Source organism: Microbacterium sp. CFSPD4_SD4 (assembly GCF_057364585.1).
Window position 1 is genome coordinate 125,411 of sequence record NZ_JBNFOC010000005.1, and the last position, 26,193, is coordinate 151,603.

The window sequence follows — 26,193 nt, forward strand, 5'->3', positions numbered from 1 at the left end:
AGCCCGTCAAGCCGACTCCGGGAGCGTCGGGAACGTCCAGCTGCCGTCGAGCACCTCGGGGCGGGGGCGGTAGAGGCGGACGAGGTAGTTCCAGCCCTCCGTGATCGGGAGCACGTTCGGCACGCCCTCCGGATGGTCGCCGAAGCGGACGGTGATCGTGCCGTCGTTGTTGCGGACGCCGGTGATGTCGTTGATCGTGTAGGCCTCGCGATCGTTCGGCTCGAAGAAGCCGTCGGCGTTGTACACCGAGATCGACCAGAAGCCGTCGACGGGGACCTCGTCGACCGTGAGCTCGTAGCGGCCCACCGGCAGACGCGGATCGACGCCGATGTAGCTCGCCTCGGATGAGGGAAGCCCTCCCCAGCCCGCCGCCGTGCCGATGAGGTGCCGCACCGGGTCGACCTCGTCCTCGCTGCCGAACATGCGGTCGAAACCCCGCAGGTTCCGGGCCAACGCGAGCAGCGCCTGGCGGGTCTCATCGAGGCTGACGGTGTCGTAGTCCGGCATCGCGAAGGGCGTGGCCGACCCGCTGTGCAGCGCGATGCGGTCCTGCAGCGCCCCCACCTCCGCCACATCCGCCGGGTCCGCGGGGTCCACGAGGATGCGCACGGCCAGCACGACGTATGGCGTCCCGAACTGCGCCTCCGTCAGCGTGTGCTCGCCCGCCTCGTGGAAGATCGCATCCACATAGTGGTGCTCGTTGACGACCATCGCCGAGAGGTAACGGTCGCCGTGCTCCGGGATGCTGAACGTCGCGCCCTCGCTGATGTCGAGGACCGCGAAGCTGTACAGCGTGTCGCGGTTCAGCCGGATCACGGTCTGCCGGTCGATCGCGGCCGGAGCCCGGTTGTGCAGGAACCGGTCCACACCCCCGGCCTCCTTCTGGAGGTCGCGCATCATGCGGTGGGTCTCGGCGAGGGCGAAGTTGTCGACGTTCACGAGGATGCTCATGACGGCATCCTGGCAGGCCGCACCGCTCGGCGGCTAGGACGACGGAAGAGCGTCGTCTCCCCGTTCCCGACGCCGCTTCTCGATCTCCTCGCGCAGCCGCCACTCCTCGATCTCCCGGTCGAGGTCCGCGATCTGCTGCTCGGTGGACCGGACGTCGACCGGCGGCGCGGGGCGTGCGACCGTCGTCGTCGGGGCCGCGGGGCGCTCGGCACGCCGCATCCGCGGGAGCGGAACGCCACCCTCCCCGTACTCCCGGCCGAGCGCGAACCACAGCGCGCTGCCGATCAACGGCAGCAGGATCACGATGATGATCCAGACCATCTTGGGCAGGTGCTTCACCTGCGAGTCGTCGCGCGTGATGATGTCGATCAGCGCACCGATCATCAGCGCGATGACCAGGAGCGAGAACAGGAACGGCATGGGTTCAGGGTAGACGACGCACGGACGGGAGCCGAGGGTTCACGGCAGCAGGTGTCCGGCGGCACGGAAGAGCTCGTACCACTCCGGGCGGGTGAGCACGACGTCCACTCCGGCCGCTGCCTCCTGCACGCGGTGCGGTGTCGTAGTGCCGAGCACGACCTGCATCCCGGCGGGGTGCCGGGTGATCCAGGCGGTGGCGATCGCGGTCGGTGTCACTCCATGGACTCCCGCCAGGCGCTCGATCACGGCGTTGAGCTCGGGGTAGTCCGGGTGCCCGAGGAAGACGCCGCCGCCGAAGCCGCTCTGGTACGGAGACCAGGCCTGCACGGTGATGCCGTGGATCCGGCAGTAGTCCACGATGCCGCCGCCGTCGCGCCCGATGCTCTGGTCATGGCCCGCCATGTTCGCCGCCACCGGCTGCGCGATGATCGGCGCATGCGTGAGGGACAGCTGGAGCTGGTTCGCGACCAGGGGCTGCCGCACCGCGGTCTTCAGCAGCTCGATCTGCGACGGGGTGTGGTTCGACACCCCGAACGCGCGCACCTTGCCCGAAGACTCGAGGTGATCGAAGGCGCGAGCCACCTCATCCGGCTCGACGAGGGCGTCCGGCCGGTGCAGCAGGAGGACGTCGATGCGGTCGGTGCGGAGGGCCGCGAGCGAGCCCTCGACCTGTCCGACGATGTGGTCGTAGGAGAAGTCGAACATGCCCTGCGCCGGCACGATGCCGCACTTGGTCTGCAGCACGATCTCGTCCCGCTCCGTGGTGCTGAGCCGGAGAGCATCCGCGAATCGCGCTTCGCAGTGGTGCATCTCCCCGCCGTAGATGTCCGCGTGGTCGAAGAAGTCGATCCCGGCATCCCGTGCGGTCGCATACAGGCCGCGGATCTGCTCGTCGTCGAGGCTGTCGATGCGCATCATCCCGGCGATCAGGGCCGGAGCGGTCGTCGATCCGAAGGGTACGGTCTTCATGCGCCCACGCTACTTCATCGCCTCGCCCCGTCCGAGGCGCGGGCCCGCATCATCTCAGGGCGCGCAGGGCAGCAGCCGCGTGACGGGGACCTCGAGCACCGCCGCGATCCCCGCCACATCCTCCATCGTGAAGTCCGCGCGCTCCTCGAGGAGGTCGGCCAGCGCGGCCGGCGCGATCCCTGTCTGCTCCGAGAGCTCGATGAACGACACTCCGGCGTGCAAGCGAGCGGCCTCCACGGCCGATGCCATCAGATGACGCAATTCTGTCCCCATGCGCCTACGGTACCGCCACGCACGGACACCGACAGCGCCCTCAGCTACCAATATGACGGCATCCTGCTCTCGGTGCGCTGCTAAGGTGAGCCGGATGAAGACACCAGCCGAGCAGTTCAACGAGGCGGTCGGCCGTCAGATGCGGGCGGAGATCGCGGCGGCACGCAGCAGCATCGCCGCCATGGCACGCGATGTGGGCATCGCCCGGAGCGCCCTCGACAACTACGTCACGGGCAAGCGCGCCATTCCCGTGCCGGTGGTCTACGCGGTGTGCGCCACGCTCGGCGTCGAGCCGCACGTCCTCGTGGCCCGCGCCGAGGAGCGTCTGGCCGCCGACGGCATGTCGGCGATCGTCACTCCCCTCCGGCGCCGCACCGATGTCGCCACCCCACGCGATAATGCCCGCGAGGTCGCCTTCGAATCCGGATCCACCCGCGAGACGGACACCGACGACCTCTACGAGTAGACGACACCGACCGGACGGAGGCCCATGCAGCAGCTTCTCCGTCTGGCCGACGAATTCGGTCTCCGCGTGATCGAACGCGCAGGGCCCACCCCCGGGGGCTTCCAGCCCGTCACACGCACGATCCGGCTCGCCCCGGGGATGAGCAGGCGCACCGCCCGCAGCGTGCTCGCCCATGAGCTCGGTCACGCTCACCTCGGTCATCAGCCCACGTGGCAGGCAGCCCTCCGGGCTCGACAGGAGCGGCAGGCCGATGAGTGGGCCGCGCGACGCCTGATCACGCCGGCGGCGTACGCAGCGGCGGAGCATCTCCGCGGCACACATCTGGCCAGCCTGGCCTTCGAGCTCGACGTCACGATCGAGATCGTCCTCGCGTTCCAGCGGGTGCTGCGCCGCGAGCACCTGGCCATCCCCGCCTGAGGGCCGGGCACAGCGGCCGACGCTGGTTGAATGACACCATGGCCTTCCACGTCGCCCCCGCCCCCGTCACTCTCACCGGCGAGCTCGTCGAGCTCCGCCCTCTCGACCGGTCGCACGTCGACGGCCTCGTCGAAGCGGTCTCCGAGGGCGACCTGTGGAAGACCGCCTGGTACACCTCGGTTCCGGCGCCCGACGGCGTCGCGGCCGAGGTCGACCGGCGCCTGAGCCTCGTCACTACCGGCGAGATGGTGCCCTTCACGGCCTTCGACGCCGCCGGACGCGTGCTGGGACTGACGTCGTTCTACGACATCGTCGCCGACGTCCCCCGACTGCACATCGGATACACCTGGAACCGGCCGTCCGCTCATGGCACGGGCACCAACGCGGAGTCGAAGCTGCTGCTCCTCCGCCACGCCTTCGAGACGCTGGGGGTCTTCCGGGTCGGGCTGACGACCCAGTGGGTGAACTTCCAGTCCCGCGCCGCGATCGAACGACTGGGCGCGAAGCAGGACGGTGTGATGCGGGCCATGAGCCGCTACCGCAACGGCGCACTCCGCGACAGCGTGGAGTACTCCATCATCGAGCCGGAATGGCCGGCGGTGCGGGCGAACCTCGAAGCGAGGCTCGCCCGGCGACGGTGAGCGCGGGGCACCGCCCCGCGGCGGTCACTCGGTCGGGCTGCCGGTCCAGTTCTTGGAGCGACGCGTGGCCGAACCGCGCTGGCGCATCGCGAACCCGAGAGCCAGCGAGACGAGCAGGATGCCGCCGACGAATGTGAGCGCGGCGAGCGTGTCCGGCATCTCGTGGGCGATCCCCAGCAGCCAGAAGCCTCCGAGGAACATGATCATGAAGAAGAGGAAGCTGAGGATCACGGGATCTCCTGTCGTCGGTGCTCTACCAGGATAGCCCGGACCCGGAAAGGCCCTGTGCCGCCGCCCGCATCTCTGATGGAGTCGGAGCATGGACACCTCCCTCACCGCCCTCGCGATCTCCTGCACCCTCAAGCCCTCCCCCGCGTCGTCGAGCTCCGATCTGCTCGCGCGTCAGCTGCTCGATGCCCTCGCCGAGCACGGGGTCACGGGTGACCTCGTCCGTGCCGTCGACCTCGACATCCGCCCCGGCGTCGAGAAGGACATGGGCGACGGCGACCAGTGGCCGGCCCTGCGTCAGCGCGTCCTCGATGCCGACATCCTCGTGTTCGTCACGCCGACGTGGATGGGACAGCACTCGAGCGTCGCCCAGCGCGTGCTGGAGCGCCTCGACGCCGAGCTCAGCGAGACGGACGAGCAGGGCCGCCCGATCCTCTTCGACAAGGTCGCGATCGCCGGCGTCCTCGGGAACGAGGACGGCGCGCACCACATCTCCGCGATCCTCTTCCAGGCGCTGAACGACATCGGCTACACGATCCCGGCCCAGACGTCGGTGTACTGGAACGGCGAGGCCATGCAGACCGTGGACTACAAGGACCTCGATGAGACTCCGGAGGCCGTGGGCTCCGCGATCGCGACCGCGACCCGCAACGCGGCGCACCTCGCGCGGCAGCTCACCGCGCAGGCGTACCCCGCCGAGTAGCGGAGGCGCTCAGTCGGCGGGACCGTCGACGACCTCGTCCACGAGGCTGATGCCTCCCGACGAGCTCGCCTCGACCATGAGAGCCTGGATCCACTTGACGTTCAACTCCGGCGTCTCCGGCTCCGAGAAGGTGAAGCGCAGCGGGATCGACGGATGCAGCCAGATCGTCGAACGTCCCGGCACGTCGCCGTCGGGGTGCTTCCAGGAGAGCGTGAAGCTCTCGTTCCGGCGAAGCTTGGTCGCGATCGCGACCTTCAGATGGGCCAGGGCGCGGTCCTCGATCTGGATCTCGCTGCCGGAGCCGTACTGCATGGTTCCCATCCCACGACTCTACGGCCCCGAGCGGGCGGGACGCGAGGAGCGACACTCGCGCGCGTCTCCGGTGTGCCCGTGCGGCCGAGACGGCCGGAACCGCTCGCCGGGAGCGGCACGAAGGCGTCAGCGAAGGAGACCCGCGCTCACCGCGACGGTCATCCGGCGGCCCGACGCTGGAGGAGCTGGCGCACGTGCGCCTCGATCTCCGCGTCGTCGACGAAGCCCATGCGGGCGTACGGGGATTCCGCCGCTGCCGCCGGCGCTGCCGGGAGGCTGACGGGCGCTGCCGGCGCCATCTCCTCGGCGCGGGCGCGGAGCGCGGCGACCCGAGCAGCCTTGCGGCGCTCCTCCTGCGCATCGATCTCGGCGCGAGCCGCCTGGGCGCGCGATCCCGTGACCGACACCATCGGCTCCGGGAGCGGGCGCGGGGTCCAGGTGGCGGGGCCCTGGTCATGCAGGGCCGGAGCGACCCTCTCCGCGACGGTCTCGACGGCAGCGGGCTGCGGACGACGGGCAGCGCGCACAGCGACCGCGGCCATCCGCTGCAGGACGATGGTGGCGATGAGGGCTGCCACCCCGCCGCTCCAGAGGAGCACCGCTCCCCCGGTGGCCAGGAGCTGCCAGATGCCGAGCCCGACGGCGGCGAGGCCGAGGACGAGCGCGCCGGTCGCCGTCAGCCGCACGCGTCGGCGTGCACGGGCGCGACGGATCACGGGATCGGCCCGCGTGGCGGCGAGTTCCTGGCGGAGGGCCTCGAGCTCCGCGGCTTCCCGCTGGGCCTGCAGCCGCTTCGCGAGCTTCTGCTGCGCGACGACGGTACGGGCGTTGAGCTCCATGTGCACCTCGCTGGGCGTCTCGCTCGTCTCGGCGAGGATCCGCAGCGCCTGATTGAGCCGCACGGCGTTCCGCTCGGCCGCGTTGTACTGGAAGCGCCCGCGCCAGGAGGGCAGCAGGTACAGCATCCACAGGAGCACGGCGACGAGCACGATCACTCCCCCGCTCAGCACCGGCCCGTCCATAGGACAACGGTAACGGCGGCGGACCGGCCGCGCCGTGCAGTCGGGGCGCGTGTCGCGGCGTGTCCTTCCGCAACGGGCGATGTCAGAGGCTGATGCGGTCCGCCGGGGGGATCGTCGCCGCGTGCGGCGGCACCTGTCCGTGGAGCCACCGGGCGAGCACGCCCTGCGGAACCTCCTCCTGCGTGAGGGCGAAGGCGTAGTGGTCGCGCCAGTCCCCGTCGATGTGGATGTACCGCCGGCGCAGCCCCTCGTACCGGAAGCCGAGCTTCTGGACCACGCGAAGGCTCGCGGCGTTCTCGGGCCGGATGCAGATCTCCATCCGATGCAGCCCGTACTCCGTGAAGCAGGCGTCGGTCGCGAGCGCGACCGCGGTCGGGGTGATCCCCCGCCCCGCGAAGCGCTCGCTCACCCAGTACCCGATCGTCGCCGAGCACAGCGAGCCCCGAGCGACGCCCCAGACGTTCAGCTGCCCGGCGACCTCACCGTCGTACTCCATGACGAACGGGTAGCCGCCGCCGTCCCGGTACTGCTGGAGCAGCCGGCGGATGCTGACCCGCATGTCGAAGGACACCGCCCCGTGCGGGATCGTCGCCTCCCACGGCTGCAGCCACGCGCGGTTCGCGAGCAGCTCCTGCTGCAGAGGCCGCGCGTCCTTCGTCCGGATCAGACGCAGCTCGACCGGACCGTGCCGCATCCCCGTCGACAGCTCCACGCCGCACCTCCGACGATCGCGAGGCGCCTAGAGGCGCTCCGCGAAGTCCTTGAGCCAGGGGCGCAGCTCCGAGCCCAGGTCGTCGCGGTCGGCCGCGAGCTGCACGATCGCCTTGATGTAGTCCACGCGGTCGCCGGTGTCGTAGCGGCGGCCTCCGAAGACGACGCCGACCACGCCCGGTCCGCCGTCCGCCGTCGCGAGCTCCTGCAGGGCATCGGTGAGCTGGATCTCCCCGCCCTTGCCGGGCTCGGTGCGCTCGAGGATCTCGAAGACCGACGAGGGGAGCACGTAGCGTCCGATGATCGCGAGGTTGGACGGGGCGTCCTCCTTCGCGGGCTTCTCGACGAGGCCCGTGACACGAACGGCGTCCGACCCCTCGATCGACTCGACGGCGGCGGCCCCGTACATGTGGATGCTGTCCGGGTCGACCTCCATGAGGGCGATGACGGCGGCGCCGGTGCGCTCGTGCTCGGCGATCATCTCCGTGAGCAGCGGGTCGCGCTCATCGATGAGGTCGTCGCCGAGCAGCACCGCGAACGAGCTGTCGCCGACGTGCGTCCGAGCGCGGAGCACGGCGTGGCCGAGACCCTTGGGCTCGCCCTGGCGGACGAAGTGGATGTCGGCGAGGTCGCTCGACTTCATCACGCGCTCCAGGCGACCGGTGTCGCCCTTCTCCATGAGCTTCACCTCGAGCTCCGGAACGGAGTCGAAGTGGTTGGAGATCGCGTTCTTGTTGCGCCCGATGATCACGAGGATGTCCTCGATCCCGGCGTTCGCCGCCTCCTCGACGACGTACTGGATCGCCGGCTTGTCGACGACGGGGAGCATCTCCTTCGGCATCGCCTTCGTCGCGGGCAGGAATCGTGTCCCCAGTCCGGCGGCGGGAATGACAGCCTTGATCTTCTCGTGAGCCATTCCCACAGCCTACCGGTGGGGGCCGCCCTAGACTCGGACCATGGCTAACGACGTCGAGCACGCCAAGCGAGCCCTCCGCGCGGAGCTGCGCGAGCGGCGTCAGCTGCTGTCCGATCCCCAGCGCGAAGCCGCTGCCACGGCGATCGGCGAACGGCTGGACGCCCTCGTCGACGAGCTCGGCGCCCGCTCCGTCTCCTGCTTCCTCTCCACCACCACGGAGCCGGGCACCAGGGAGTTCGTCACCCGCGCGGTCCGCCGCGGGATCCGGGTGCTCCTCCCGGTCACCCGCTCCGACGGACTGCTGGACTGGGCGGTCGCCGACGACACCGACGAGATCGCGGAAGGCCTGTACGGGCTGCCCGAGCCCACCGGCGAGGTGCTCGGGCCGATCGCGGTGAACGACGTCGATCTGATGATCGTCCCCGCCGCCGCCGTCGACCGCTCGGGGATGCGCATGGGCTGGGGCCGCGGCTACTTCGACAAGACCATCGGCTCCATGGAGAAGTGCCCTCCGGTGTACGCGGTGATCTATGATTCCGAGGTACTCGACGAACTGCCGCGCGAGGTGCACGATCAGCCGGTCGACGGCATCGTGACCCCGTCGCAGACGCTGCATCTGTCGCCTCGGCGACGCTGACCCGCAAGGACCGCCATGCCCACCTACGCCTATGCCTGCACCGCGTGCGGGCACCAGTTCGACGCCGTCCAGAGCTTCTCCGACGACGCGCTCACGGTCTGCCCCGAGTGCGGCGGCGCGCTGCGCAAGCAGTACGGCTCGATCGGCGTGACCTTCAACGGCTCCGGCTTCTATCGCACGGACTCGCGCGCCAAATCCGGGGGTTCGAAGGATGCTTCGGCATCATCGAAGTCGGATTCGACGACGAGCGCCAAACCGGCCGCTGCGTCGACTCCCGCCTCGAACTGAGGCCCAGTCGACTTGGGGGTTTCCATGCTCAAAGGTTTCAAGGACTTCCTGCTCCGCGGGAACGTCATCGATCTGGCCGTCGCGGTCGTCATCGGCACCGCCTTCACGGCGATCGTCACAGCGGTCGTGAACAGCATCATCAACCCGCTCATCGCGCTCTTCCTCAAGGCGGACGCCGCGGGGCAGTTCGGCATCCAGGTTCCGAACATCTACGGAGAGACCGTCACGTTCCCGATCGGCGACCTCATCTCGGCGATCATCAGCTTCCTCGCGGTCGCCGCGGTCGTCTACTTCGTCTTCGTGCTGCCGATGAACACCTTCAAGGCGCACGTCGAGGCACGCAAGGGCACGCCCGCCGAGGAGCCGGAGGAGGAGCCGGCCGCCGCGACCGAGGCGGAGCTGCTCGTCGAGATCCGCGATCTGCTCAAGACCCAGCAGGGTCCGCGCGGCGTCTGACCGCACCGCGCTCACGACCCACGGCTCTCCTCGGAGGGCCGTGGGTCTTTCTCGTTCCGGGTGCGGCCGCCTCAGTAGTGCGGAGGCACGTCGCGGAGGAGCTGGTCGTCGTTGGGACCCTTCCGATCGCCGGGGGCGGACCGGCGCGGCGTCTCACCCTCCGGGACCTCCGGCGCCGGGTCGCTGCCCTCGACGGGCGTCAGACGCGCCCGCCGGGAGCCCGGCACCCGGACGACCCGCTGACGCGGCTCGTCACGGCCGTCAGTCATTCCGGTGGTCGCCGAGGTCGAGGGGCTGCGTGTCGTTCTCCGCGCGCGGGGTCGACTCCGAGATGCCGAGCACCGTCGCGATCCGGGACGCCACCGTACGCGGGTCGCTGTAGAGGTCGAACGCGTGGACGCGGACGTAGTGCCAGCCGAGGCGGCGGAGCACATGCGGGCGCAGCCGGAGCGTCTCGCGCAGCGACTCTCCCCGGGACTCCGGATCGGACTCGATCACAACGGCCTTGCCGTTGTGCTGCGCCACGAGCGGCAGGAGCCCCCGGTAGTCGACGTCGACGGAAGCGCCGAGACGCCGGAGCTCCCTGGCCAGTGCGAGCGTGAGCGGGTCGGCCAGATCCTCCAGGCGCGCATCGCGGGCGCGCGCCGCGAGACCGCCGAGGATCGACATGAGCGTGGCTGCGCCGTGCTCGAGACGCCCGTCGTCGAAGGCCGAGGGGCGGATGGACGAGACGATCACCATGGAGCGCCGCGCCCGGGTCATCCCGACGGTCAGCAGCCGCTCGCCGTCCGGCGTCGACAGGTCGCCGAAGTCGCTGAGGACGCGGCCGTGCTTGGTGAGTCCGAAGCCGAGCGAGAAGATGACGCGGTCGCGGCTCTCGGCGACGGACTCCTCGAGCGTGAGCACGGCGAACGGCTCCGCGGTGTCGCGGGCGACGAAGTCGGCGACGTCGGAGCGGCCGGCGAAGGCGGCGGTCACGGCGGCCCGCACGCGCTCCGCGTGACGGGTGCTGGCGGTGACCACCATGAGCGACTCCGTCGGGCGGTGCACGGCGTGCTCGACGACGAGCGTGACGACGCGGGCGACCTCGGCGTCCGGGCTCTCGACGGCGCCGGACACGGGATCGGGCGTCCCGGTGCCCCCTTCGACGTAGTCGACGGTGAGGCTGCCCCGGCCCAGGTACGACCCCGCCCACGGAAGGGAGACGATCTCGCCGCCGTAGAACGCGTCGTTGATGAGCTCCGCGAGGTCCTCACCGCCGGCACGGTAGCTCCGGGTCAGCGTCATCACGGGGAACAGCTCGGAAAGCCGCTCGAAGACGGAGACCTCGTCGAACGGGACCTCCTCCTCCCAGTCCTCCGCGGGGTCGACCGCGATGCGGAAGGGAGAGGGCCGCTGCGTGACCGGGTCTCCGAAGGCGACGACCTGCCGGGCACGGCGGATCGCCGGGGCCGCCTCGGCGAGGTTGATGGCCGCGGCGTCGACGAGGAGCACGGTGTCGAACTCCACCGCGTCCGGGATCTCCGGGACGAGGTAGGGCGACGAGATCCAGACCGGAGCCAGGACGTCGACGAGGGTCGGCGCGGCGCTGACGACCTCGGCGGCCGTCGTCGCGGACTGCGTCAGGGCGCGGCGCAGGTTCTGCGACTGCTCAGGCTCGTCGACGATGGCGATGCGCCACTGGTTCGCGAGCTGCCAGGCGAGCAGCGGTCCCGCCATCGCCGCGTGGGCCTCGTCGACCAGCCGGAAGTCGCGCTCGAGGCGGTCGACCACGGCGGTGTTCGCTCCGAGCAGCGCGCGGTTGTCCTGCAGCGCGCGCTCGAGGAGGGACTGCCACCAGGCGAACTCGAGCTCGTCCCCCACCCGCGCTTCGGAGACATGGCGAACCGAGAGCTCGGTCAGCAACGGCTCCAGGCCGAGGAGGGCGAGCTTGTCACGCAGCTGCGCGCGCTCGACGAGGTTCTCGAAGACGTCGGACTTCGCGGCGAGACCCGCGAGCATGCGCACGAGTCGCGCGACCGGCAGCGAGGACAGCGGTTCGCGGCGGCCGAGTGCCGCGTCCAGCTCTGCCAGCTCAGCCTCCACCCGCTGCCAGGAGGCGAACACGTCGGCGAGGCCGAGCGGGATCTCCGGCGCGACGCCCGCGTCGACGTAGCGCTGCCACTGGGTGCGCTGGGTCTGGATGCGCAGCAGCGCCTCGTGCATCTCCGTCACGTGCACGCCGGGGCGGACGTACTCCTTCGCGAGGCGGCGGAGGCGGCGACGGTTCGCTCCGGACATCCCGGGTGCGTCCCGGCGGGAGCCGTGCGCCTGGATGAGCTCCCCGAGCGGACGCTCGAACACCGTCGGGCTGAACCGGTCCAGGGTGTCGCGGATGCCCTGCAGCAGCTCGAGGTAGTCGCCGAGCTCGTCGATCGTCGAGAACGGTCGCATGTGCGTCTGCGCGATGAGCTCGTAGCCGCGCTCCAGCAGGGCGGGCACGCTGACGGCATGGAGGCGCCCGGCGAGCTCGTGGGCGGCGCGGGCGGCCTCGGTGCTGCCGAAGGTGACGCCGTACCAGGGCGAATCGTTCGGTCCGACGCGGAACTCGCCGAGTCGTGCGGCCTGAGCCAGTGCGGCGGCCGCCTCGGTGCGATCCTTCGCGAGCCGGCGCAGGGCGTCCACGCTCAGTCGGGCCGTGGTCGACGGCGGGACCGGCAGGGACGCGAGACGGGTGAGGTGCCTGGTCGCGTCCAGGACGGAGGCGTCGAGGCCGGGGATCGGAACGGTCAGAGCGTCGCGATAGTCGCGGAGCACCGTGCGCAGCCGCACGAGCGCGTCGTCGACCTCGCTCACCTTGGGCGCGGTCGCCTTCTCGTTCCTGCCGATCGCACGGACGAGGTCTCGGCGCAGGCTCGCCGGGGACACCGCGAGGCTGTCGAGGCCGATGCCGGCGAGGCGGTGGCGCACGCCGTCGAGCGTCGACCGGCGGGCCGAGACGACGAGCACCTTCTTGCCGGCGCGGACGAGCTCGCCCAGCGCGTTGATGACGGTCTGCGTGCCGCCGGTGCCCGGCAGCGTCGCCACGGTGAGGGAGTGACCGGCGGTGATGCGGGCCAGCACCGCCTCCTGCTCGGCATCCGCGTCGAGGAGGAGCGTGTCCGAGGCGGGCGCGCGGTCGTCCGGACCGACGTGGTGCGGGACGGCGCGCGGTGCCGTGACCTGCTCGCGATCGCCGACGTGGCCGCCGAGGGCGTTGAGGACCGGGTGGTCGAGGCTGCCGCCGTCCTGGGCCATGGCGCCAGCGACATCGGCGAAGGTGGAGACGACGAGTCGAGGCTCGACGGAGAACGTCTCGATCGATCGGGTCAGACCGCGCAGGCTGTCGATCACCGGCTGCGGCTTGAAGATGCCGCCGTCGTAGGCGAGCGCCGCGAGGGCTGTGGCGTCGAGCGACAGCCCGAAGTGCTCGCGGGCGACCCGGACGAGCTCCGGATTCACCTCGAACGCCCCCTGCAGCTTGAGCTCGAAGTCGGTGTGATGGCGGCGGATCGCGAGGGGTCGCAACAGGACAGGGGCGGCGAAGGTCGCCCCGCCGATGCGCCACCGCGCGACGCCGACGGCCAGGTGCACGGCTTCGATGCCGCGGACCGTGCGCAGCTCGGTGTTCTTGGCCGTGATGCGCTCGGCGGCCAGCCGCGCGGTACGCAGGCCCACCTCGTCGCGGAAGAGGTTGGAGAGGAGCGTCGACTTGCCGGTGATGAACTGCGGGAGACTGCCCGGGTGCGCCTTGGAGATGTCGATGCCGGATTCCGGCCCGTCGCGGAAGCTGCTCAGCGGCGAAGGGCCGCCCAGATCGGCGGCTTCGGCCCGCAGGCGCGTGCGCTCGGCCTCGGCGGCGTGCGCGATCCCGACTCCGGTGGACGAGTCGTGCAGGTCACCGAGGGACACAGCGTTGTCCACCGCTGTGCTGTTCGCAGACCTGCTTTCCCGTCGCCACACACTCACACCCTAGGCGCGACACCGTCGGAGATCGGTATCCACGGCGGGTTTCCGGTGAAAAACAGCCCGGCACCGCGCTCCGCCGACTACTCCTCCCCTCGTGTCCGCACGCTGCCGTTCTCCACCGAACGCGGAACCGCTCCGTCTCGAGCCGTTCTGCGCCCGGATTCGGCGGCCAGGATGGGGACATGACTTTCCGCTATGACTTCGCTCCGACGCCCTTCGGCGACGCCCTCGCGGTCTTCTCCGACGAGGGCATCGTGCGCTTCGACCTCTCCGAGTCCGCAGACCCGCAGGTGCCGTGGCTGCTCGAAAGCGTCTCGCGGCAGCTCGGTGCCGTCCCGGAGCCCGACCCGGGCGCGGCCGACGAGCTCGTGCCGCTTCTGGACGCGTACTTCGACGGCGAGCCAGTGCGCTTCGACGAGCATCTGCGTCTCGACTGGCGTCTCGTGGAGGGTTTCCACCGGGCGGCGCTGCACACCGTGTGCGACATCCCCTGGGGCCAGACCCTGAGCTACGGGGAGGTCGCGGTGCTGGCCGGCCACCCGGGGGCGGCGCGCACCGTCGGGACGGCGTGCCGCCTCACGCCGTTCTCGATCATCGTGCCCGTGCACCGGGTCGTGCGATCCGACGGCTCCGCGGGGCACTACGGCGGCCATCCGGAGCGGAAGCGCTTCCTGCTGGACCTCGAGTCGCGATGAACCCCGCTCCTGGGGTGCGGGCCCGGCGAGTAGGCCGCCGGGCCCGCACCCGAGGAGGTCGCGTCAGTGGTCGACGGCCTTCTCCGCGCCGAAGCCGGTGAGCGAGCGCACCTCCATCTCGGCCGCCAGCTCGGGAGACTCGCGCCGCGTGCTGGTGACGGTTCCGAGCCAGCCGAGCGCGAACCCGAGCGGTATGGACACGATGCCCGGGTTGTTCAACGGCCAGACGGCGATGTCGATCCCGGGGATCATCGACGTCGGCGTACCGGAGAACACGGGCGACAGGATGATGAGGATGATCGCCGAACCGAGCCCGCCGTACATGCTCCACACCGCGCCCCGCGTCGTGAACCGGCGCCAGAACAGCGAGTAGAGGATCGTCGGCAGGTTGGCCGACGCCGCCACCGCGAAAGCGAGCGCCACGAGGAAGGCGATGTTCTGCCCCTGTGCCCCGATGCCGCCGACGATCGCGAGGATGCCGATGACGATCACGGTGCGACGGGCCACGCGGACCTCGCCGTTGGGATCGGGCTCGACCGGCTTCCCCGACGCGTCCTTCCGCCCCTTCTGGATGACGTTCGCGTAGATGTCGTGGGCGAACGACGCCGCCGCGGTGATGGTGAGTCCGGCGACGACCGCGAGGATCGTGGCGAACGCCACCGCGGAGATGAACCCGAGGAGCACGGGCCCGCCGAGCTTCAACGCCAGCAGCGGGGCGGCCGAGTTCACCCCGCCGGGTGCCGCGGCGATCACGTCGGCGCCGACGAGGGCGCCCGCGCCGTACCCGAGCACGAGGGTCAGCAGGTAGAACCCGCCGATCAGCCAGATCGCCCAGACCACCGACCGCCGTGCCTCCTTGGCCGTCGGCACGGTGTAGAAGCGCATGAGCACGTGTGGGAGACCCGCGGTGCCGAGCACGAGGGCCATGCCCAGCGACAGGAAGTCCCACGGATTGGCGCCGTACTGCAGACCGGGCGCCAGCACCGCCTCGCCCTTGTCGGAGTTGGCCACCGCCGCCTCCAGGAGGGTGTTCAGGCTGAAGCCGTTGATCGCGAGGACCCAGATCGTCATCGCCAGGGCACCGCCGATGAGGAGCACCGCCTTGACGATCTGCACCCAGGTGGTGCCCTTCATGCCGCCGATGAGCACGTAGACGATCATGAGGATGCCGACGACGGCGATGACGACCGACTGCCCGACGCGCCCGTCGATCCCCAGCAGCAGGGACACGAGACCGCCCGCCCCCGCCATCTGCGCGAGGAGGTAGAAGAAGCAGACCGCGAGCGTGGTGATCGCCGCCGCCATCCGCACCGGACGCTGCTTCAAGCGGAACGAGAGCACGTCCGCCATCGTGAACTTGCCGGTGTTGCGCATGAGCTCCGCCACGAGCAGCAGCGCGACCAGCCAGGCGACGAGGAATCCGATGGAGTAGAGGAATCCGTCGTACCCGTTGATCGCGATGGCGCCGCAGATGCCGAGGAACGACGCGGCGGAGAGGTAGTCGCCGGCGATCGCGAATCCGTTCTGGGGCCCGGTGAAGGAACGACCGGCCGCGTAGTAGTCGGCGGCCGTCTTGTTGTTCCGACTGGCGCGGATCACGATGAACAACGTCACCGCGACGAAGGCGAGGAAGATCGAGATGTTGAACACCGGGTTGATGTCGAGGGCGACATCCTCGGTGGCCGTGCGGATGATGGTCATGCGTCCGCCTGCGCCTTCTCGAGTTCTTCACGGATCTCGGACGCCAGGGGGTCGAGCTTCCTATTCGCGAATGCGACATACGCCATCGTGATGGCGAATGTCGTCACGAACTGACCGAGCCCGAAGAGCAGCCCGACGGTGATATCCCCCCAGACGCGCTGCGCCATGAAATCGCGGGCGAATGCCGCCAGCAGCACGTAGACGAAATACCACACGAGGAAGAACGCGGCGAGGGGGAAGATGAAGGACCGCTGCGTCCGTTTCAACCGCAGGAATCGAGGGGATTGCTCGACGGCGACATAATCGATCGCACCGTTCTGAGGGGTCGGAACCTGTTCGCTCATGGGGCCTCCTTGCCACATGTCCGCTGCACGCGCGGCTGTCGCCGCCCGAGTGGTAGGGTCGACGCTACGAAACGGGGAACGGTGCCGTCACCCCCGAAAGTAGGTATTCGTGAGCTCTCCGATCACCGTCGAATCCGAGGCGGAGCTCGTCGCCAACGCGGTGCGCGAGCTCGCGCGGCGCACGCGCTTCCCCGTCGCGTTCGGCGGGCTGATCGAAGAGGGCGTCGTGAGTGTCACGAGCATCGTCGGGGCCCGCACGCGTGCTCTCGACGGGCTCCGCGTGCGCCCCGAGCGCGGTCTCGGCGGCCGCGCCATGATGGAGCTGCGCCCGCGGATGACGAGCGACTACGGCTCCTCCCGCCAGATCACCCACGACTACGACGTCTTCGTGCTCGGCGAAGGTCTGCGGACGCTGCTCGCCCTGCCGATCGTCGTCCAGGGCCGCCCGCGCGGCGTGCTCTATGCGGGCGCCTGGGCCGAGGAGAGGATCGGCGGCGTGACGACGGCACCGGCGATGCAGGTCGCCCAATCCGTCGCCGATGAGCTGCGCATCCGGGACGAGGTGCAGCGCCGTCTGCGGGCCGCGTCCCCGTCGCCCGCCGCCGTCGCGCCGGCCCAGCGCGAGGAGTTGCGGGAGAGCTTCGCGGAGCTGCGCAGCATCGCCGCCACCGTCGACGACGCCGGCATCCGCGCGCGGCTGGCGCAGGTCGAGCGCCGACTGCTGACCCTCGCCGGCGACGACCTCCCGACGACGACCGGCCCCGTTCCCGTCATCCACCTCTCCCCGCGCGAGACCGACGTCCTCGCGTGCGCCGCCCTCGGGTCGACGAATGCGGAGATCGCCGCGCACCTCGGTCTGCGGGAAGGCACCGTCAAGGCCTATCTCGGCACCGCGATGTCGAAATTGGACGCATCGACGCGGCATGCCGCCGTGACCAAAGCACGTCGCGCGGGTCTGCTTCCCTGAATCGGGCATTCTCCGCGACCGCGTCATACGGCGCCATGAAGGAGCGGCTTTTGTTGTGCGCATTCCCGCCGCCGCGATAAAGTCGCCGTCATGGCGAGACGAATTGTGCACCAGCTGGTCGACGATATCGACGGCACCGTCCTGGAGGTCGGAGAGGGCGAGACCGTGCATTTCTCGCTGAACGGCACCTCCTACGAGATCGATCTGAATTCCGCGCACGCCGAGGAATTGCGCCAGGCCCTCGAGCCGTACATCACGGCAGGGCGTCGGGCGGGATCCGGTGCGTCCACCGGCGGAGGGCGCTCCTCGTCCTCCTCCTCGTCGCGGAAGCGGCCCTCACGCAACCCCGAGGTCGCGGCGATCCGCGCCTGGGCGAAGGAGAACGGGTACACGCTCTCGGAGCGGGGACGAGTTCCGGCCCCCATCCTGGACGCGTACCGCGCCGCTCATTGATCCGGTCCCGCCCCACCTCACGGTCGGGCGGGATCTTCGTGTGCGCCCTGCGTGGCCCACGGCTCGTCACGCAGGGTGATCTCCTCCGTCATGTCCTGGAGGAACCGGATCACCACATCGCGCTCCGCCGCCGACAACCGCGCGGCCGCGTAGAAGCGCTTGGCCTGCTGCCGCCCGACCGTCTCCATCGCGGCGTGCCTGGTCTCCGGAGTGATCGTGATCGCGAGAGCTCGTCGGTCGGTGGGATGCGGCGAGCGCCGGATGTGCCCGCCCTTCTCCAGCCGATCGAGCAGCTTCGTCGTCGCCGCGGTCGAGACCCGGAGGTGATGGGCGATCCCGCTGGGTGTCGCCACCAGCGACCGATTCGCGCACACGATCAGATAGTGCAGCGCCCGCATGTCGGTCTCGTTCAGCTGCATGTACCGGCGCGACGCCTGCGACAGCCGCTGCTCGGCGTCGCGCAATCCGCCGAGCGCCTCCATGACGCGAGCGATCTGCCGCAGATCCTCCGGCGCGACGCCGGAGCGGTCGATGAGCGTGCTGCGCGGATCGCTGGCCTCGACGTCGTAGATCGCGCCATGGGTCAGGTCGTCCGGCCCCGCGGTCGCCGGCGCCTCGGCGACCGGGGTGGTGCGGGGCTCGGAGTGCATGCGATCATGTTACACACCAACAGCTTCATGCTAAGTTGATATTTCGCCAGGTTAGCTAAACGACGAGAGGGCGCCATGGACAACGTCACACTCCTCGCCGAAGACGGGACTGCCGTCGGCATCCTGCCCAAGAGCGAAGTCCACACGACCGACACGCCCCTCCACCTCGCCTTCTCCTGCTACGTGCAGGATCGGGAGGGACGCCTGCTCGTCACCCGTCGCGCCCTCGGCAAGCGCACGTGGCCCGGCGTCTGGACCAACAGCTTCTGCGGGCACCCGCAGCCCGGCGAGGACATGACCGACGCGGTGCGCCGGCGCGGCTCCGACGAACTGGGCATCCAGGTGACCGAGATCCGCCTCGCCCTCCCCGACTACCGCTACCGCGCCGTGGACGCGAGCGGCATCGTGGAGAACGAGATCTGCCCGGTGCACGTCGCCGTGATCGACGGGCAGCCCGCCGCGAATCCCGACGAGGTGGCGGAGTGGGAATGGGTCGACGTGGACGACCTGCTCGCCGCGGTCATCCGCACCCCCTTCGCCTTCAGCCCCTGGCTCGCGGAGCAGCTCCCGCTCCTCCGACGACACGGAGAGGTCTGAGCCATGGCCGTCACAGTGACAGAGGAAGACCTCGGCACCCGCATCGAGGCGGTGCTGCGACGACGCTTCGCCGAGCGCGCGGTCGCCGCCGAGCACTACGGGGCGGAGTTCGCCGCGCTGTGGCACACCGCGGCCGAGCACGCTCTCGGCGGGAAGCTCCTGCGTCCGCGGATGCTCATGGACCTCCTGTCCGCGCTCACCACGGCTCCCCTCACGGCGGAGGACGCCGCCCGGGCGATCGACGTGGCCGCTCATGTCGAGCTCCTGCACTTCGCGTTCCTCCTGCACGACGACGTGATCGACGGCGACCTCACGCGCCGCCGCCGCCCCAACCTCATCGGCTCCCTCGTCTCCCGTCGTCCCGATGCCGGAGCCGAGGCGGCGCTGCACTGGGGCCGGTCGAGCGCCATCCTCCTCGGAGACCTCCTCCTGTCCAGTGCCGTGCTCGGGTTCGCCCGCGCCGACATCCCCGCCGCGCGACGGGAGCGGCTCCTCGCCCTCCTCGAGACGACGGTGTTCGAGACCGTCGCCGGCGAGCACTCGGACGTCGCCCTCAGCGACGGCATCATCGCGGCCGACCTCCGCACCATCCTCGCCACGAGCGCGTCGAAGACGGCCGCCTATTCGTTCGTCCTCCCCCTCCGCGCGGCGGCCATCCTGTCGGGGGCGTCGACGGCAGCCGAGGAACAGCTGACCGAGATCGGCGGCCACCTCGGCCTCGCCTACCAGCTGCAGGACGACCTGCTGTGCGTGTTCGGGGATCCGGAGACGCACGGCAAGGACCCCTATTCCGACCTCCGCGAGGGCAAGGAGACCGCGATCATCGCCTACGCGCGGATGACCAGCCACTGGCCCAGCATCGAGCTGCGGTTCGGAGCCACCGACCTGAGCGTCGAGGACGCGGCGGAGATGCGCGACCGCCTCCGCGAATGCGGCGCGGAGGGCTTCGTCCGCGGTCTCGTGGAGGAGCAGCTCGCCGCCGTCTCGACGGTGCTCGCGGAAGCGGAGGAGGCGGGCACGCTCTCCGCCGATGCAGGACGCGTGGTCCTCGCGCTCGCCGACCGGATCGAGGGCCGCAGCCGATGACCGCGACCCCCGCCGAGCATCGCGACGACGCGGCGCTGCGCCGCTTCAGCCGCACCGCCGAGATCGCGACCTCCGACGTGATCCGCACCTATTCGACATCGTTCGGCCTGGCCACCCGCCTCCTCGGGCGACGTCATCGTCAGCACGTCCGGAACATCTACGCCATGGTGCGCATCGCGGACGAGATCGTCGACGGCGTCGCCGCCGAGGCCGGGCTCGACGCGGGCGCCCAGGCGGCCGCCCTGGACTCGTACATCGCGGAGACCCATCGGTCGATGCGGACCGGCTACAGCAGCGACCTCATCCTGCACGCGTTCGCGCGGACGGCGCGCGAGTGCGGGATCGGCGAGGACCTCACCCGGCCGTTCTTCGACTCGATGCGCGCCGACATCGCCGGTGACTCCGGCTTCACGGCCTACGACGCCGACGCGCACGCCGCGTACGTCTACGGGTCGGCGGAGGTCGTGGGACTCATGTGCCTGCGGGTCTTCCTCCGCGACGCCACGCGGACGCCGGCCGAGCTCGAGATCCTCGAGCGCGGGGCTCGGCGGCTGGGAGCCGCGTTCCAGAACGTGAACTTCCTCCGCGATCTGGCCGACGACACCGACCGCCTGCAGCGCGGCTACCTCGGCGGCTCAGCTCGTCTCACCGATGCCGACCGCGACTCCTGGGTCGACACCGTCCACCGTCAGCTCGCCGACGCGAGAGCTGCGATCCCGCTGCTCCCGAAGGACGCCCGTGCCGCGGTGCGCAGCGCCCTCGCCCTCTTCGCGGCCCTGACCCGGAAGGTCGCGCGGACGCCGGCCGCGGAGCTGTACCGCCGGCGGGTCCGCGTGCCGGATCCGATCAAGGCGCTGCTCGCCGCGCGGGCCGTCGTGGTGACGAGCATGGAGCGGGACCGATGAGCCGCATCGTCATCATCGGCGCGGGCGTGGCCGGCCTGGCCACGGCCGGGCTGCTCGCACGCGACGGCCATGACGTCGTGGTGCTGGAGAAGAACGACCGCGTCGGCGGACGGGCCGGCACCATCGAGCGCGACGGCTTCCGATTCGACTCCGGCCCCTCGTGGTACCTGATGCCCGAGGTGTTCGACCACTACTTCGCGATGATGGGCACGAGCACCGAGGAGCAGCTCGACCTGACCCTGCTCGACCCGGGGTACCGCGTCTTCCGCTCCCCCGAGTCCGGCGACGCCCCGGTGACGGTGCCCGCCGGACGGGACGCCGTCTCGGCGCTGTTCGAGTCGATGGAACCCGGCTCCGCCGCCGCGCTCGACACCTACCTCACCTCCGCCCACGACGCCGGCGCCATGGCAAGGAGCTACTTCCTCTACAACCCGTTCACCCGGACCAGGACGCTGGCCGCGCCCGAGGTGGTGCGCGCGCTCCCTCGGCTCTTCTCGCTGCTCGGCACGCGCCTCCAGGCCTTCGCCGCCCGCCGCTTCCGGAACCCGGTGCTGCGCCAGATCCTGGGCTACCCCGCGGTCTTCCTCGGCACCGATCCCCGGACGGCCCCGGCGATGTACCACCTGATGAGCGCGCTCGACCTCGACCAGGGCGTGCTGTATCCGCAGGGCGGCTTCTGGCGCGTCGTCGAGCGATTGGCGGCGCTGGCCCAGGATGCCGGCGCCCGGATCGTCACCGGCGCGGAGGTCACCGGGATCCGCACCCAGGATGCCGACGGCGCGACCCATGCGACCGGGGTCGGCTGGACGGACCGCGACGGCCACCAGCACGTGGAGGACGCGGACATCGTGGTCTCCGGCGCCGATCTGCACCACACGGAGACGGCGCTGCTGCCCCCGACGCTGCAGTCCTATCCGGAGTCCTGGTGGGCGCGGCGCACGAGCGGGCCCGGCGGCGTGCTCGTGATGCTCGGCGTCCGCGGCGCCCTGCCCGAGCTCCCCCATCACTCGCTCTTCTTCACCGACGACTGGGATGCGAACTTCGACGCGATCTTCGGTCGCACCCCTGCCGTCCCCAGCCCGGCGTCCACCTACGTCTGCCGCCCCAGCGCCACCGACGCCGAGGTCGCGCCGGACGGGTACGAGAACCTCTTCGTGCTGGTGCCGGTGCCGGCCGACGTCGATCTCGGGCACGGGGGAAGCGACGGCGCCGGCTCCGCGGCTGTCGAGAAGGCTGCGGACGCCGCGATCGACCTGATCGAGACGTGGGCGGGATCCCGACCTGCGGGAGCGCATCGTCGTCCGGGAGACCGTGGGGCCGGCCGACTTCCGCGACGACTACCACTCCTGGCGGGGCGGGATGCTCGGGCCCGCGCACATCCTGTCGCAGAGCGCGATGTTCCGCGCGCAGAACGCGTCCCGGCGCGTGCAGGGGCTGTACTACGCCGGAGCGACCACCGCCCCCGGTGTGGGCGTGCCGATGTGCCTCATCAGCGCCGAGATCGTGCTCAAGCGCATCCGGGGCGACCACTCCCCCGGTCCGCTGCCGGAGCCGGCCCCACGCCCGACGAGCGCGGAGCGGGCATGATGGGCGCGATCTACCTGGCCGCCCTGCTCGTCTCCCTCGGCTGCATGCTGCTGCTGGACTGGCGGTTCCGCCTGTTCTTCTGGCGCGATGCCGTGGCGGCGGCCGTCGTCACCGCCGTCGGCCTCGCCTTCTTCCTCGTGTGGGATGTGGCCGGTATCGCGGCGGGGATCTTCTTCCGCGGTGAGGCGGCGATCGCCACGGGCATCGTCCTGGCCCCCGAACTCCCTCTCGAAGAGCCGATCTTCCTCGTCTTCCTCGTCGTGTGCACGATGGTGCTCTACGGCGGCGGCGTGCGCGTCCTGGAGCGCCGCCGCGGCACTTCCGAGGCGGAAGGAGCGGCGCGATGACCTACCTGCAGCTGTCCGCGGTGTTCCTCGCCGTCGCCGTCCTCGCCGCGGTCGCCCTCGGCGTCGCCGCGCGCCGTACCCCGCACCTCGGCGCCCTCGCGCTGACCGCCCTCGCCCTCCTCGTGCTGACCGCCGTGTTCGACACCGTCATGATCGCCACCGGTCTCTTCCACTACGCGCCCGGCCCGCTCGCCGGCCTGCACATCGGGCTCGCCCCGATCGAGGACTTCGCCTACCCGCTGGCCGGGGTGCTGCTGCTCCCCGCGCTGTGGACCGCCCTCCGCGGGCGCCGCTCCCGGACACGCGCCGCCCGGACGGAGGAGCAGGCATGACCGATCAGACGTCCCGCACCGGAGGCCTCGGCCGCGACATCGCCCAGATCGTCCTCTCCTCCCGACCGATCAGCTGGATCAACACCGCCTTCCCCTTCGCCGCCGCCTACCTGTTGAGCACCAGGGAGATCGACGCGACGTTCGTGATCGGCACGCTGTACTTCCTCATCCCGTACAACCTCGCCATGTACGGCATCAACGACGTCTTCGACTACGCCTCCGATCTGGCCAACCCCCGCAAGGGCGGGATCGAGGGCGCCCTGCTGTCCCCGCGGATCCACCGTGCGACGCTGTGGGCGGCGGCGGTCACGAACGTGCCCTTCCTCGTCTACCTGTTCGCGGTCGGCACTCCGGCATCCTGGCTGTGGCTCGCCGTCAGCGTCTTCGCGGTCCTCGCCTACTCGGCACCGGTGCTGCGCTTCAAGGAGCGTCCCTTCCTGGACTCCGTTACCTCGAGCACCCACTTCGTCAGCCCCGCCCTCGTGGGCCTCTCCCTCGCCGGAGCCCCCGTCACCACGACCACCGTCCTCGTCCTCGTCGCCTTCTTCCTCTGGGGCATGGCGGCCCATGCCTTCGGCGCCGTGCAGGACATCGGACCCGATCGCGAGGGCGGCATCTCGTCCATCGCGACCGTGATCGGCGCCAGGGCCACCGTCCGGCTCTCCCTCGTGCTCTGGACGATCGCCGGCGCCGCGATGCTGCTGACCCCCTGGCCCGGACCGCTCGCCGCCGTGCTGGCGCTTCCCTACATCGTCAACGCCGCGCCGTGGTGGAACGTCAGCGACGAGACCTCGGCCGGCACGAACCGCGCCTGGCGCCGGTTCATCGCGCTGAACTACATCGCCGGCTTCCTCGCCACGATGATCCTCATCCTCGCCTGGGTCTCCTGACCCCCGCGCCGCCTCCCCCGCCACCGCTCCCGAAAGGACCCCCGATGTCCCGCCCCGCCCCCGCACCGACGCCGCCGACCCGCGCGCGCACCCGACGCCACTCCTGGCTGCGGGTGTTCCTGCCCGTCGCCCTCATCCTGGTGTGGCTGGCGGGCGCGTCCTTCGGCGGTCCGCTGTTCGGGAAGGTCGACGAGGTGTCGTCGAACGACCAGACCACCTACCTCCCGGAGTCCGCGGACGCCACGACCGTGCAGCAGCTCCTCGGCGAGTTCACCGACAGCGACGCCATCCCGGCGATCGCGGTGTTCACCTCGGAGGAGGAGCTGACGCCGTCCGAGCTCGAGGCGATCTCGGACGCGGTGGCCGACGCGCCCGACGTGGAGGGCGTCGCGGACGACGTCTCCCCGGCGCTTCCGTCCGAGGACGGCCGAGCCGTGCAGGCCTTCATCCCGATCGACGGCGACGCCGAGCTCAGCGATGCCACCACCGCTCTCGGCGACCAGCTGCGCGCCGCGGTGCCGGACGACATCACGGTCTACATCACCGGTCCTGCGGGCTTCACGGCCGACCTCGCCGCCGGCTTCGCGGGCATCGACGGCCTCCTCCTCGGCGTCGCCCTGCTCGCCGTGCTCGTGATCCTCGTCCTCGTCTACCGCTCGTTCCTGCTGCCGCTCGTCGTGCTCTCCACGAGCCTGTTCGCCCTGTGCGTCGCGCTCCTCGTCGTGTGGTGGCTGGCGAAGTGGGAGATCCTGCTGCTCAGCGGGCAGACCCAGGGCATCCTCTTCATCCTCGTGATCGGCGCCGCCACCGACTACGCGCTGCTGTTCGTCGCGCGGTTCCGGGAGGAGCTGCGGGTCGCGCAGGACAAGGGCGTCGCGCTCCTCGCCGCGTGGAAGGGGTCGGTCGAGCCGATCGTCGCGTCCGGGGGCACCGTGATCGCGGGGCTCCTGTGCCTGCTGCTCAGCGACCTGAAGTCGAACAGCACCCTCGGCCCGGTCGCGGCGATCGGCATCGTGTTCGCGATGCTGTCCGCGCTCACGCTCCTGCCCTCGCTGCTGCTGCTGTTCGGGCGCGCGGTCTTCTGGCCGCGGCGTCCCCGCTTCGAGCCCGAGGTCGTGGCCGAGGAGCACGGCATGCGCACCACCGGGCTGTGGGCGCGACTGTCCGGCCTCATCAAGAAGCGTCCCCGCGTGATCTGGATCGCGACCACGCTCGTCCTCCTCGCCGGCGCGGCAGGGGTCACCCAGCTGGACGCTCAGGGGGTGCCGCAGTCCGACCTCGTCCTCGGGGCCTCGGAGGCGCGCGACGGTCAGGTCGCGCTCGGCGAGCACTTCCCCGGCGGCTCGGGGAGCCCGGTCTCCGTGATCGTGGCCGAGGACCGCCTGCAGGACGCCGCCGACGTGCTCCTCGCGAGCGACGGGATCGACGGGGTGACCGTCACCGCAGCCGATTCCCCGAGCGGGTCCGCTCCGGTGACGGCGGACGGGATCACGGCCGTCGGCCCTCCGGGGACCCCCGCTCCGGAGCCCACGACGGTCGACGGTCAGGTGCTCCTGCAGGGGACCCTGACGGACGCTGCCGACTCCGCCGCCGCGGCCTCCACCGTGCGCGAGCTGCGGGGAGAGCTCGACGACCTCGGAGCCGTGGTGGGCGGGGTGACGGCCACCTCGATCGACACGAACGACGCGTCCATCCACGACCGCAACCTCATCATCCCGGTGATCCTCGTCGTGATCATGATCATCCTCATGCTGCTGCTGCGCTCGATCCTCGCGCCGGTGCTGCTGATCCTGACGACGGTGCTGTCCTTCGGCACCGCCATGGGCGTCTCGGCGCTCGTGTTCAACGGCGTCTTCCACTTCCCCGGCGCCGACCCCGCCGTCCCGCTCTACGGCTTCGTCTTCCTCGTCGCCCTGGGCATCGACTACAACATCTTCCTCATGACGCGGGTGCGGGAGGAGTCGAAGCAGCACGGGACGAGGGAGGGCATCCTCCGCGGGCTCTCCATCACCGGCGGCGTCATCACCTCCGCGGGCCTCGTCCTGGCGGCGACCTTCGCGGCGCTGTCGGTGATCCCGATCCTCTTCCTCGTGCAGCTCGCGTTCATCGTCGCGTTCGGAGTGCTGCTTGACACTTTCGTGGTGCGCTCGCTGCTCGTCCCGGCCCTGGCCTACGACATCGGCAAGGCCATCTGGTGGCCGTCGAAGCTGTGGCGGCGCGGCCGGCCCTGACGCGTGCGGAA

The 26,193-nt window shown here is 70.7% G+C and carries 31 protein-coding genes and 1 pseudogene; 18 read left to right on the top strand and 14 right to left on the bottom strand.

Annotated elements, in window-relative coordinates; translation table 11 throughout:
- Positions 1–6: 6 nt before the first annotated feature.
- From AC2W7E_RS09955 to AC2W7E_RS09970, 4 genes are read right to left on the bottom strand one after another with little or no spacing between them, the layout of a single operon-like run.
- Positions 7–951, bottom strand: a complete 945-nt coding sequence (locus AC2W7E_RS09955) for a DUF1214 domain-containing protein (RefSeq protein ID WP_485989030.1) — start codon at positions 949–951, stop codon at positions 7–9.
- Positions 952–984: 33 nt separating this feature from the next.
- Positions 985–1,371 (bottom strand): PLDc N-terminal domain-containing protein, encoded by a 387-nt coding sequence (locus AC2W7E_RS09960; RefSeq protein ID WP_025105568.1) that lies wholly within the window; start codon positions 1,369–1,371, stop codon positions 985–987.
- Between the two features lie 39 nt (positions 1,372–1,410).
- Positions 1,411–2,340 (bottom strand): aldo/keto reductase, encoded by a 930-nt coding sequence (locus tag AC2W7E_RS09965; protein ID WP_025105567.1) that lies wholly within the window; start codon positions 2,338–2,340, stop codon positions 1,411–1,413.
- Between the two features lie 54 nt (positions 2,341–2,394).
- Positions 2,395–2,613, bottom strand: a complete 219-nt coding sequence (locus AC2W7E_RS09970) for a helix-turn-helix domain-containing protein (RefSeq protein WP_238695601.1) — start codon at positions 2,611–2,613, stop codon at positions 2,395–2,397.
- 94 nt (positions 2,614–2,707) lie between these two features.
- Between AC2W7E_RS09970 and AC2W7E_RS09975 the strand changes: the two genes are divergently transcribed.
- Genes AC2W7E_RS09975 through AC2W7E_RS09985 form a run of 3 tightly spaced genes read left to right on the top strand, consistent with a single transcriptional unit; the run spans position 2,708 to position 4,137 of the window.
- Complete coding sequence (locus AC2W7E_RS09975) at positions 2,708–3,079, top strand: helix-turn-helix domain-containing protein (RefSeq protein ID WP_231729480.1); 372 nt, start codon at positions 2,708–2,710, stop codon at positions 3,077–3,079.
- A 24-nt stretch (positions 3,080–3,103) separates the two neighbouring features.
- A complete protein-coding gene (locus tag AC2W7E_RS09980; RefSeq protein ID WP_303709409.1) occupies positions 3,104–3,496 on the top strand; it encodes an ImmA/IrrE family metallo-endopeptidase in 393 nt (130 codons plus the stop codon).
- 38 nt (positions 3,497–3,534) lie between these two features.
- Positions 3,535–4,137 carry a GNAT family N-acetyltransferase gene (locus tag AC2W7E_RS09985; protein WP_485989031.1) on the top strand — a complete coding sequence of 201 codons (603 nt, stop codon included), beginning with the start codon at positions 3,535–3,537 and terminating at the stop codon, positions 4,135–4,137.
- A gap of 24 nt (positions 4,138–4,161) precedes the next feature.
- On the opposite strand, the gene AC2W7E_RS09990 is transcribed toward AC2W7E_RS09985, so the two are convergent.
- Positions 4,162–4,368, bottom strand: a complete 207-nt coding sequence (locus AC2W7E_RS09990) for a hypothetical protein (RefSeq protein ID WP_025105563.1) — start codon at positions 4,366–4,368, stop codon at positions 4,162–4,164.
- A gap of 88 nt (positions 4,369–4,456) precedes the next feature.
- Between AC2W7E_RS09990 and AC2W7E_RS09995 the strand changes: the two genes are divergently transcribed.
- A complete protein-coding gene (locus tag AC2W7E_RS09995) occupies positions 4,457–5,068 on the top strand; it encodes a flavodoxin family protein (RefSeq protein WP_062636376.1) in 612 nt (203 codons plus the stop codon).
- A gap of 9 nt (positions 5,069–5,077) precedes the next feature.
- On the opposite strand, the gene AC2W7E_RS10000 is transcribed toward AC2W7E_RS09995, so the two are convergent.
- From AC2W7E_RS10000 to galU, 4 genes are all read right to left on the bottom strand, one after another.
- Positions 5,078–5,389, bottom strand: a complete 312-nt coding sequence (locus tag AC2W7E_RS10000) for a DUF7882 family protein (protein WP_025105561.1) — start codon at positions 5,387–5,389, stop codon at positions 5,078–5,080.
- A gap of 149 nt (positions 5,390–5,538) precedes the next feature.
- A complete protein-coding gene (locus AC2W7E_RS10005) occupies positions 5,539–6,402 on the bottom strand; it encodes a hypothetical protein (RefSeq protein WP_303709406.1) in 864 nt (287 codons plus the stop codon).
- 82 nt (positions 6,403–6,484) lie between these two features.
- Positions 6,485–7,096 (bottom strand): GNAT family N-acetyltransferase, encoded by a 612-nt coding sequence (locus tag AC2W7E_RS10010; RefSeq protein WP_029990092.1) that lies wholly within the window; start codon positions 7,094–7,096, stop codon positions 6,485–6,487.
- 45 nt (positions 7,097–7,141) lie between these two features.
- Positions 7,142–8,029 carry a UTP--glucose-1-phosphate uridylyltransferase GalU gene (galU, locus tag AC2W7E_RS10015; RefSeq protein WP_025105558.1) on the bottom strand — a complete coding sequence of 296 codons (888 nt, stop codon included), beginning with the start codon at positions 8,027–8,029 and terminating at the stop codon, positions 7,142–7,144.
- Between the two features lie 40 nt (positions 8,030–8,069).
- Between galU and AC2W7E_RS10020 the strand changes: the two genes are divergently transcribed.
- From AC2W7E_RS10020 to mscL, 3 genes are read left to right on the top strand one after another with little or no spacing between them, the layout of a single operon-like run.
- Positions 8,070–8,666: a 5-formyltetrahydrofolate cyclo-ligase gene (locus AC2W7E_RS10020; protein ID WP_025105557.1), complete on the top strand. Its 597-nt coding sequence runs from the start codon at positions 8,070–8,072 to the stop codon at positions 8,664–8,666.
- A 15-nt stretch (positions 8,667–8,681) separates the two neighbouring features.
- Positions 8,682–8,954 carry an FmdB family zinc ribbon protein gene (locus tag AC2W7E_RS10025; protein ID WP_025105556.1) on the top strand — a complete coding sequence of 91 codons (273 nt, stop codon included), beginning with the start codon at positions 8,682–8,684 and terminating at the stop codon, positions 8,952–8,954.
- Between the two features lie 24 nt (positions 8,955–8,978).
- Positions 8,979–9,410, top strand: a complete 432-nt coding sequence (gene mscL, locus AC2W7E_RS10030) for a large conductance mechanosensitive channel protein MscL (protein ID WP_025105555.1) — start codon at positions 8,979–8,981, stop codon at positions 9,408–9,410.
- A gap of 71 nt (positions 9,411–9,481) precedes the next feature.
- Here the strand turns inward: mscL and AC2W7E_RS10035 are convergent, their stop codons facing one another.
- Together AC2W7E_RS10035 and AC2W7E_RS10040 are read right to left on the bottom strand one after the other, a co-directional pair.
- Positions 9,482–9,679 carry a hypothetical protein gene (locus AC2W7E_RS10035; RefSeq protein ID WP_378872528.1) on the bottom strand — a complete coding sequence of 66 codons (198 nt, stop codon included), beginning with the start codon at positions 9,677–9,679 and terminating at the stop codon, positions 9,482–9,484.
- Positions 9,672–13,352 carry an AAA family ATPase gene (locus AC2W7E_RS10040; protein WP_485989032.1) on the bottom strand — a complete coding sequence of 1,227 codons (3,681 nt, stop codon included), beginning with the start codon at positions 13,350–13,352 and terminating at the stop codon, positions 9,672–9,674. Before AC2W7E_RS10040 ends, AC2W7E_RS10035 begins: the two co-directional genes overlap by 8 nt.
- Positions 13,353–13,579: 227 nt before the next feature.
- On the opposite strand from AC2W7E_RS10040, the gene AC2W7E_RS10045 reads away from it, so the two are divergent.
- A complete protein-coding gene (locus tag AC2W7E_RS10045) occupies positions 13,580–14,092 on the top strand; it encodes a methylated-DNA--[protein]-cysteine S-methyltransferase (RefSeq protein ID WP_378872522.1) in 513 nt (170 codons plus the stop codon).
- Positions 14,093–14,155: 63 nt separating this feature from the next.
- On the opposite strand, the gene AC2W7E_RS10050 is transcribed toward AC2W7E_RS10045, so the two are convergent.
- Positions 14,156–15,793 (bottom strand): solute symporter family protein, encoded by a 1,638-nt coding sequence (locus AC2W7E_RS10050; protein WP_085606176.1) that lies wholly within the window; start codon positions 15,791–15,793, stop codon positions 14,156–14,158.
- On the bottom strand, positions 15,790–16,137 hold the full coding sequence (locus AC2W7E_RS10055; RefSeq protein ID WP_060921784.1) for a DUF485 domain-containing protein: 348 nt from the start codon (positions 16,135–16,137) through the stop codon (positions 15,790–15,792). Before AC2W7E_RS10055 ends, AC2W7E_RS10050 begins: the two co-directional genes overlap by 4 nt.
- A gap of 109 nt (positions 16,138–16,246) precedes the next feature.
- Between AC2W7E_RS10055 and AC2W7E_RS10060 the strand changes: the two genes are divergently transcribed.
- Positions 16,247–17,104, top strand: a complete 858-nt coding sequence (locus AC2W7E_RS10060) for a LuxR C-terminal-related transcriptional regulator (RefSeq protein WP_025105549.1) — start codon at positions 16,247–16,249, stop codon at positions 17,102–17,104.
- A gap of 90 nt (positions 17,105–17,194) precedes the next feature.
- Positions 17,195–17,557, top strand: a complete 363-nt coding sequence (locus AC2W7E_RS10065) for a histone-like nucleoid-structuring protein Lsr2 (protein WP_025105548.1) — start codon at positions 17,195–17,197, stop codon at positions 17,555–17,557.
- 17 nt (positions 17,558–17,574) lie between these two features.
- On the opposite strand, the gene AC2W7E_RS10070 is transcribed toward AC2W7E_RS10065, so the two are convergent.
- The gene (locus AC2W7E_RS10070) at positions 17,575–18,207 is read right to left on the bottom strand and encodes a MarR family winged helix-turn-helix transcriptional regulator (RefSeq protein WP_378872517.1); all 633 of its coding nucleotides are present in this window, start codon (positions 18,205–18,207) and stop codon (positions 17,575–17,577) included.
- 75 nt (positions 18,208–18,282) lie between these two features.
- On the opposite strand from AC2W7E_RS10070, the gene idi reads away from it, so the two are divergent.
- The 8 genes and pseudogenes from idi to AC2W7E_RS10110 all read left to right on the top strand — a co-directional run bounded on the left by idi (position 18,283) and on the right by AC2W7E_RS10110 (position 26,182).
- The gene (gene idi, locus AC2W7E_RS10075; protein ID WP_025105546.1) at positions 18,283–18,804 is read left to right on the top strand and encodes an isopentenyl-diphosphate Delta-isomerase; all 522 of its coding nucleotides are present in this window, start codon (positions 18,283–18,285) and stop codon (positions 18,802–18,804) included.
- A gap of 3 nt (positions 18,805–18,807) precedes the next feature.
- Positions 18,808–19,890, top strand: coding sequence for a polyprenyl synthetase family protein (locus AC2W7E_RS10080; protein ID WP_378872514.1), 1,083 nt, complete (start codon positions 18,808–18,810; stop codon positions 19,888–19,890).
- The gene (locus AC2W7E_RS10085; protein ID WP_085606180.1) at positions 19,887–20,795 is read left to right on the top strand and encodes a phytoene/squalene synthase family protein; all 909 of its coding nucleotides are present in this window, start codon (positions 19,887–19,889) and stop codon (positions 20,793–20,795) included. The genes AC2W7E_RS10080 and AC2W7E_RS10085 overlap by 4 nt, the downstream gene beginning before the upstream one ends.
- Positions 20,792–22,382: pseudogene (crtI, locus tag AC2W7E_RS10090) on the top strand (phytoene desaturase family protein). The gene AC2W7E_RS10085 and the pseudogene crtI overlap by 4 nt, the downstream one beginning before the upstream one ends.
- Positions 22,382–22,729 carry a lycopene cyclase domain-containing protein gene (locus AC2W7E_RS10095; RefSeq protein WP_378872822.1) on the top strand — a complete coding sequence of 116 codons (348 nt, stop codon included), beginning with the start codon at positions 22,382–22,384 and terminating at the stop codon, positions 22,727–22,729. The pseudogene crtI and the gene AC2W7E_RS10095 overlap by 1 nt, the downstream one beginning before the upstream one ends.
- Positions 22,726–23,061, top strand: coding sequence for a lycopene cyclase domain-containing protein (locus AC2W7E_RS10100; protein ID WP_378872507.1), 336 nt, complete (start codon positions 22,726–22,728; stop codon positions 23,059–23,061). The genes AC2W7E_RS10095 and AC2W7E_RS10100 overlap by 4 nt, the downstream gene beginning before the upstream one ends.
- The gene (locus tag AC2W7E_RS10105) at positions 23,058–23,951 is read left to right on the top strand and encodes a prenyltransferase (protein WP_378872504.1); all 894 of its coding nucleotides are present in this window, start codon (positions 23,058–23,060) and stop codon (positions 23,949–23,951) included. Before AC2W7E_RS10100 ends, AC2W7E_RS10105 begins: the two co-directional genes overlap by 4 nt.
- A 44-nt stretch (positions 23,952–23,995) precedes the next feature.
- Positions 23,996–26,182, top strand: coding sequence for an MMPL family transporter (locus tag AC2W7E_RS10110; RefSeq protein WP_378872501.1), 2,187 nt, complete (start codon positions 23,996–23,998; stop codon positions 26,180–26,182).
- Positions 26,183–26,193: the final 11 nt, after the last annotated feature.

Coding starts and splice junctions, on each gene's coding strand:
- AC2W7E_RS09955 (WP_485989030.1), bottom strand. CDS start 951: ATGAGCATCCTCGTGAACGTCGACAACTTCGCCCTCGCCGAGACCCAC.
- AC2W7E_RS09960 (WP_025105568.1), bottom strand. CDS start 1,371: ATGCCGTTCCTGTTCTCGCTCCTGGTCATCGCGCTGATGATCGGTGCG.
- AC2W7E_RS09965 (WP_025105567.1), bottom strand. CDS start 2,340: ATGAAGACCGTACCCTTCGGATCGACGACCGCTCCGGCCCTGATCGCC.
- AC2W7E_RS09970 (WP_238695601.1), bottom strand. CDS start 2,613: ATGGGGACAGAATTGCGTCATCTGATGGCATCGGCCGTGGAGGCCGCT.
- AC2W7E_RS09975 (WP_231729480.1), top strand. CDS start 2,708: ATGAAGACACCAGCCGAGCAGTTCAACGAGGCGGTCGGCCGTCAGATG.
- AC2W7E_RS09980 (WP_303709409.1), top strand. CDS start 3,104: ATGCAGCAGCTTCTCCGTCTGGCCGACGAATTCGGTCTCCGCGTGATC.
- AC2W7E_RS09985 (WP_485989031.1), top strand. CDS start 3,535: ATGGCCTTCCACGTCGCCCCCGCCCCCGTCACTCTCACCGGCGAGCTC.
- AC2W7E_RS09995 (WP_062636376.1), top strand. CDS start 4,457: ATGGACACCTCCCTCACCGCCCTCGCGATCTCCTGCACCCTCAAGCCC.
- AC2W7E_RS10000 (WP_025105561.1), bottom strand. CDS start 5,389: ATGGGAACCATGCAGTACGGCTCCGGCAGCGAGATCCAGATCGAGGAC.
- AC2W7E_RS10005 (WP_303709406.1), bottom strand. CDS start 6,402: ATGGACGGGCCGGTGCTGAGCGGGGGAGTGATCGTGCTCGTCGCCGTG.
- AC2W7E_RS10010 (WP_029990092.1), bottom strand. CDS start 7,096: ATGCGGCACGGTCCGGTCGAGCTGCGTCTGATCCGGACGAAGGACGCG.
- galU (WP_025105558.1), bottom strand. CDS start 8,029: ATGGCTCACGAGAAGATCAAGGCTGTCATTCCCGCCGCCGGACTGGGG.
- AC2W7E_RS10020 (WP_025105557.1), top strand. CDS start 8,070: ATGGCTAACGACGTCGAGCACGCCAAGCGAGCCCTCCGCGCGGAGCTG.
- AC2W7E_RS10025 (WP_025105556.1), top strand. CDS start 8,682: ATGCCCACCTACGCCTATGCCTGCACCGCGTGCGGGCACCAGTTCGAC.
- mscL (WP_025105555.1), top strand. CDS start 8,979: ATGCTCAAAGGTTTCAAGGACTTCCTGCTCCGCGGGAACGTCATCGAT.
- AC2W7E_RS10035 (WP_378872528.1), bottom strand. CDS start 9,679: ATGACTGACGGCCGTGACGAGCCGCGTCAGCGGGTCGTCCGGGTGCCG.
- AC2W7E_RS10045 (WP_378872522.1), top strand. CDS start 13,580: ATGACTTTCCGCTATGACTTCGCTCCGACGCCCTTCGGCGACGCCCTC.
- AC2W7E_RS10050 (WP_085606176.1), bottom strand. CDS start 15,793: ATGACCATCATCCGCACGGCCACCGAGGATGTCGCCCTCGACATCAAC.
- AC2W7E_RS10055 (WP_060921784.1), bottom strand. CDS start 16,137: ATGAGCGAACAGGTTCCGACCCCTCAGAACGGTGCGATCGATTATGTC.
- AC2W7E_RS10065 (WP_025105548.1), top strand. CDS start 17,195: ATGGCGAGACGAATTGTGCACCAGCTGGTCGACGATATCGACGGCACC.
- AC2W7E_RS10070 (WP_378872517.1), bottom strand. CDS start 18,207: ATGCACTCCGAGCCCCGCACCACCCCGGTCGCCGAGGCGCCGGCGACC.
- idi (WP_025105546.1), top strand. CDS start 18,283: ATGGACAACGTCACACTCCTCGCCGAAGACGGGACTGCCGTCGGCATC.
- AC2W7E_RS10080 (WP_378872514.1), top strand. CDS start 18,808: ATGGCCGTCACAGTGACAGAGGAAGACCTCGGCACCCGCATCGAGGCG.
- AC2W7E_RS10085 (WP_085606180.1), top strand. CDS start 19,887: ATGACCGCGACCCCCGCCGAGCATCGCGACGACGCGGCGCTGCGCCGC.
- AC2W7E_RS10095 (WP_378872822.1), top strand. CDS start 22,382: ATGGGCGCGATCTACCTGGCCGCCCTGCTCGTCTCCCTCGGCTGCATG.
- AC2W7E_RS10100 (WP_378872507.1), top strand. CDS start 22,726: ATGACCTACCTGCAGCTGTCCGCGGTGTTCCTCGCCGTCGCCGTCCTC.
- AC2W7E_RS10105 (WP_378872504.1), top strand. CDS start 23,058: ATGACCGATCAGACGTCCCGCACCGGAGGCCTCGGCCGCGACATCGCC.
- AC2W7E_RS10110 (WP_378872501.1), top strand. CDS start 23,996: ATGTCCCGCCCCGCCCCCGCACCGACGCCGCCGACCCGCGCGCGCACC.